The organism is Polaromonas sp. P1_E1_2 (assembly GCF_056406035.1).
Genome location: NZ_JBFUAZ010000326.1, coordinates 1 through 4,629, shown reverse-complemented (window position 1 = coordinate 4,629; position 4,629 = coordinate 1). Strand labels below are relative to the sequence as shown.

Annotated in this window: 7 protein-coding genes; 1 reads left to right on the top strand and 6 read right to left on the bottom strand. The window is 61.6% G+C overall.

Going from position 1 to position 4,629, the window contains the following annotated elements; genetic code table 11:
- Positions 1–96 precede the first annotated feature (96 nt).
- From AC1D1P_RS14785 to AC1D1P_RS14765, 5 genes are all read right to left on the bottom strand, one after another.
- Positions 97–939, bottom strand: a complete 843-nt coding sequence (locus AC1D1P_RS14785; RefSeq protein ID WP_477673506.1) for a YhjD/YihY/BrkB family envelope integrity protein — start codon at positions 937–939, stop codon at positions 97–99.
- 46 nt (positions 940–985) lie between these two features.
- Positions 986–1,126 (bottom strand): hypothetical protein, encoded by a 141-nt coding sequence (locus AC1D1P_RS14780; RefSeq protein ID WP_477648828.1) that lies wholly within the window; start codon positions 1,124–1,126, stop codon positions 986–988.
- A 189-nt stretch (positions 1,127–1,315) separates the two neighbouring features.
- Positions 1,316–1,906, bottom strand: coding sequence for a flavin reductase family protein (locus AC1D1P_RS14775; protein ID WP_477673505.1), 591 nt, complete (start codon positions 1,904–1,906; stop codon positions 1,316–1,318).
- Between the two features lie 88 nt (positions 1,907–1,994).
- On the bottom strand, positions 1,995–2,909 hold the full coding sequence (locus AC1D1P_RS14770) for an amino acid ABC transporter substrate-binding protein (RefSeq protein WP_477670913.1): 915 nt from the start codon (positions 2,907–2,909) through the stop codon (positions 1,995–1,997).
- A gap of 7 nt (positions 2,910–2,916) precedes the next feature.
- Positions 2,917–3,366 carry a VOC family protein gene (locus tag AC1D1P_RS14765; protein WP_477673504.1) on the bottom strand — a complete coding sequence of 150 codons (450 nt, stop codon included), beginning with the start codon at positions 3,364–3,366 and terminating at the stop codon, positions 2,917–2,919.
- 114 nt (positions 3,367–3,480) lie between these two features.
- Between AC1D1P_RS14765 and AC1D1P_RS14760 the strand changes: the two genes are divergently transcribed.
- Complete coding sequence (locus AC1D1P_RS14760; RefSeq protein WP_477673503.1) at positions 3,481–4,359, top strand: LysR family transcriptional regulator; 879 nt, start codon at positions 3,481–3,483, stop codon at positions 4,357–4,359.
- 88 nt (positions 4,360–4,447) lie between these two features.
- Here AC1D1P_RS14760 and AC1D1P_RS14755 read toward each other — a convergent pair.
- The coding region (locus AC1D1P_RS14755) for a hypothetical protein (protein WP_477673502.1) at positions 4,448–4,629 on the bottom strand (182 nt) is incomplete at its 5' end.

Genomic DNA, 4,629 nt, shown 5'->3' with positions numbered 1-4,629 from the left:
TCGTCGCGCAGGGCAACGCGCTTGAGGGCACCGAGCGCATCGCCGGCGGCCAGTGCGCGGGCGGAGGCGGCAATCAGTGAATCCATGCTGACATGGTTATGCCCGTGACAGCCGCCGCGCTGGTTGCGCCCCGGCGCGCGGCAGGCTGGCGCTGACCAGCGCCGCGGCCAGTGTGACGAGCCACGAGTAGTACACCCACACCAGAAAAGCCAGCAGCGGCGCAAAGGCGCCGTAGATCGTGCGGTAGGTGGGCACGTTGGCCAGGTAAATCGCAAAGCCGTACTTGCCCAGCTCAAAGGCAATACCCGCGAGCAGGCCGCCCGCAATCGCATGACTCCACCGCACGACGGTGTTCGGCACGAAGCGGAACAGGCAGGTGAAGCCGATGGCGCTCAGAATGGCGGGCCCCAGGTTAATGGCATGCGGCACCCAGGCAGGCCGCGCGCCCACCAGCCCGCTGGAAGCCGCCACCAGATAAGACGCAGCCCACAGGCTGGCGCCGATGAGCACCGGCCCCGTGAGCAGCATGCCTGCGTACAAAGCCAACCGGCGCAGCACGGGGCGGGGTTTCTTCACCTGCCATATGCGATTCAGCGTGTTTTCCATGCTCAGCAGCAGCGTCAGGGCCGACACCAGCAGCAGCGCAAAGCCCACCAGCGTGAGGCCACTGGCATTGCCCGCAAACTGCGCCAGGTGCTTCAGCACCGTCTTGGCGATACCCTCCGGCAACAGGCCGCGCAGCAGGTGCTCGCGAATCGCGTCACCGGTGGCATGCAGCGCTGGCGTGCGCGCGAACAGTGCGAAGCTCACCGCCAGCATCGGCACCATGGACATCACCATCGTGAAAGTGAGACCGCCCGCCGCCTGGGCGATGCGCTCTTCCCTGCCGCGCTGCAGGAGGCGAGTGATCAGGTTGCCCTGGTTTCGGCTGGTTGCCATGGAATTGGGAGGCTCGTGTCGCGCCGGTCAGGAAATGGCGGTACGTTCAACCCAACAGGCGGAACAGGCCATAAAGGGACAGCAGCCCTGATGTCACCAGAAGTCCGGTCTTGACCGAACGGGCACCGACCAATGCGCCGATGACGCTGCAAGCCAGGATGGCGCCGAAGATGTAGGTTGTTTTCATGGCCGCAATGGTAATTCCATTTCCAGATCATCCGTGCACTTTGTCGGCTTAGCTGGCCGTACGTTTGTACTGTCCGCGCTTCGCCTTCGTGTTCACGAGTGATCTGGAAATGGAACAAGGCCTTCGCCTGGCCATCCGTGACATTTGGGGCCGCTATGGGTTGAAACCAACTCCTGGCAAGTGATCGATTCAGGGCCTCTTTGCCGCCGCATCACCGGCATGAAACATTCCCGCCGGCCTGACGAAATTTCCGCCTCCCAGATGGTGAATCGTCTGCAGATCGAGGTTGTCGTCGCCGAAGCGCCAGTGCCCCTGCTGGAACACACGTTCATCGGCGGCGGCAGCGACCACCTCCGCAAAGCAGGTGTCGTACGCGTCTTCGGTATGCGGCTCGCGGATCAGCCGGCACTCCAGCCATGCCGCGCAGCCCTCCTCCAGCACGGGCATGCCGAGTACCGGCCCCGTGCGGGCCTTCAAGCCGTAGTGCGCAAACTTGTCGCCCGTGCGGCCGGACTCACTACCGACTGCATGCGTCAAGCCGGCCAGGGCCGTGCACGGAAGACATATGCCGAAGCCACCGCTGGCGGTGATGAGTTCACGCGTATAGGTTTTCTTGTCGATCACGATGGCAATGCGAGGCGGCGTGAACTCCACGGGCATCGACCAGGCGGCGGCCATCACGTTGCGCGCCGTGCCGTGCGCGCTCGTCACCAAAACCGTTGGGCCGTGATTGATCAGGCGGCTGGCGTGTGCGAGGGCGACTTCCTTGAAGTGTGTCATGTCATTTCTTCCTGGTGCATTTCATGCTGCCGATTATGTTGGGCCCGACGCGTTTCAGGGCGGGCTGCTCCCCTCGCCCCGTTCCTCGCTACTTCTTCGTGTAGTCTTCCAGCGGCTTGTCGCTCAGGTTGGCCCATGCCGCCCTGGTCAGCTCCGATGCGGGCATGCCTACCTGTGTGTTGTTCGGCGGTATCGGCTGGACAAACCATTTGTCATAGAGCTTTGCGACCTCGCCGCTTTTCGCCATTCTGGCAATGCTGGCGTCCACCGCCTGTTTAAAGGGGGCATCCCCTTTGGGCAGCATGATGGCAATCGGCTCGACGCTCAGGACTTCTTTCAGCACCACATAGTTTTTCGGCTGTTTTGACTGGGAAATCATGGTGGCCAGGATCTGGCCGTCCGCCACGAACGCTTCGGCCCGGTCATTTTCAAGAAGCAGGAAACCTTCGCTGTTGTCCTTGCCATAAACCTCCTTGAAGTCGACGCCCGCCGCGCGTTCGTGCTTGCGGATAAGCTGAACGGCTGTGGCGCCGGATGTGGCGGACACCGTCTTGTTGGCAAGCTGGGACAGGCTGGTGATTCCGGTCCTGGTTTTGGTGGCGACCCGGACTTCTTCAATGTAGAGCGTGGGCGCGAAGGCCACATCCTTTTGGCGTGCGGCGTTGTTCGTCGTTGTCCCGCACTCCAGGTCTACCGTGCCGTTCTGGACGAGCGGGATCCGGTTCTGCGCGGTGACGGACTGGTAACGCACGTCCAGCTTCGCCAGGCCCAGCTGTTTCTGGATATCCGCGATCACCCTTTTGCAGATGTCCACATGAAACCCTGTGTATTCGCCTGCGCCCAGCGTATAGGACATGGCGCCGGAGGCTTCACGGACGCCCATGGTGACGGCTGCCGTCTCCTTGATCTTCTTGAGCGTGTCGATTGGCTGCGCGGTGGCCGCAGCTCCCGCCAGGGTGAACGCTGCGGCAATGCCCGAACAGGCTACCAATTTCATCATCATGCTTCCTTCACTTGGCAAACAGGCTGTCGAGCGTGGCGAAGGCTTTGAACTCGATGGCGTTTCCGGACGGGTCGAGGAAGAACATGGTGGCCTGTTCACCGGGCTCACCCTTGAAACGGACGTAGGGTTCGATGACGAACTGCGTGCCCCCTGCTTTCAACCGGGCCGCCAGGACATCCCACTCGGGGAGGGACAGGATCGCGCCGAAATGGCGAACGGGAACGTTGTGGCCGTCAACGGCGCTGGTCTGGCGGTGGCCGCATTCGTCGGGCGCCAGGTGCGCCACGATCTGGTGGCCGTAGAAGTTGAAGTCGACCCATTCGCTGGAGCTGCGGCCTTCGGGGCAGCCCAGTAATTCACCGTAAAACCGGCGTGCGACGGCGAGATCGTGGACGGGGAATGCCAGATGAAATGGCGGAAGCGCTTTGGCGGGAGTGGTTGCGTTTGGCGTGGTCATCGAAAGCCTCTTTGAGTCGTGGAAGCCGCACTTTAGGTTGATTGATGCACTTTGAAAAACGATATATATTCAACCTGAGAATCAATAATCTCGATGAATTAATGGGAAACCCATGTGATTACCGAGCTGAAAACCTTGATCGCGGTGGTGCGTTACGGMGGCTTTTCCGCCGCCGGCGGCCAGATTGGACTGACCCAGTCCGCCGTGAGCAGCCAGATCCAGCGGCTGGAAGARTCCCTCGGGCTGGCGCTCTTTGACCGTACACGGCGTTCCGCRGTGCTCAACGAAGCGGGCGCCAGGGTGCTCGCGCGTGCCGAAGAGATTGTTCTGCTTTTCTCAAAACTGGGCGATGCGGGCACCGATGACGAGCTTGCCAGCACCTTGCGGATCGGCGCCATTGCCTCTGTTCAGTCTTCGGTGCTTCCCCGAGCACTGGCGGCACTGAGGAAGGAAAACCCGAAACTGCTCGTCCACATTGCTCCCGGCGTGTCCATGAAGCTGATGGACCAGCTCGACAGTGCTGAGATCGACGCGGCGGTGATGATCCGGCCCCCGTTCGGCATCCTGCCGGAAATGACCTGGCAAACCTTGATGTACGAACCCTTCAAGTTGCTCGTGCGCAAGGAAATCAAAGGGCGGGACTGGCGCGCATTGCTCCAGTCGCAGCCTTTTTTGCGCTATGAGCGCACGTCTTTCGGTGGGCGTCTGGTGACCCGGTTCCTGCGCGAGAACAAACTGGCGGTGCAGGACTCCATCGAGCTTGACGAGATCACGGGCCTGATGAACCTTGTCGCCGAAGGCCTGGGAGTTGCGCTGGTACCGATGGTGGAGGCCTACCTGCCCATGCCACCGGGTGTGCGCGCAATCTCGCTGGGTGAAAAAACTTTTTACCGCGAGATCGGCATTCTGCGCAAAGGCATGAGTTCCCGACGGCGCGTCACGCAGGCCCTTGAAAGATGTCTTCGCGAGGCCCTGTCGCCGCCTGTTCCATAAAGTTTTTTGCCATCAAGATCGGCAGCGCTTGTGACACAGGGGATGCTCCGGAGGCTCATCCCCGTCGTGCCAGRTGCCGTCCAGATGGTCACCGGCCGTGACCCCGGTTGGACTCCATCCAGCTGGCCAGTGCGGCTTCATAGGTAGCCGAGGCACTTGCAAGCCGAAATTCGGCACTGGCTGACCCGGCGCGCCCGGCAACAAAGCCTTGCCATCCGTCGCCGTCTTCTGCCTCATAGATGCATAGATCGAAGTCGCCCGGTGGAGGAC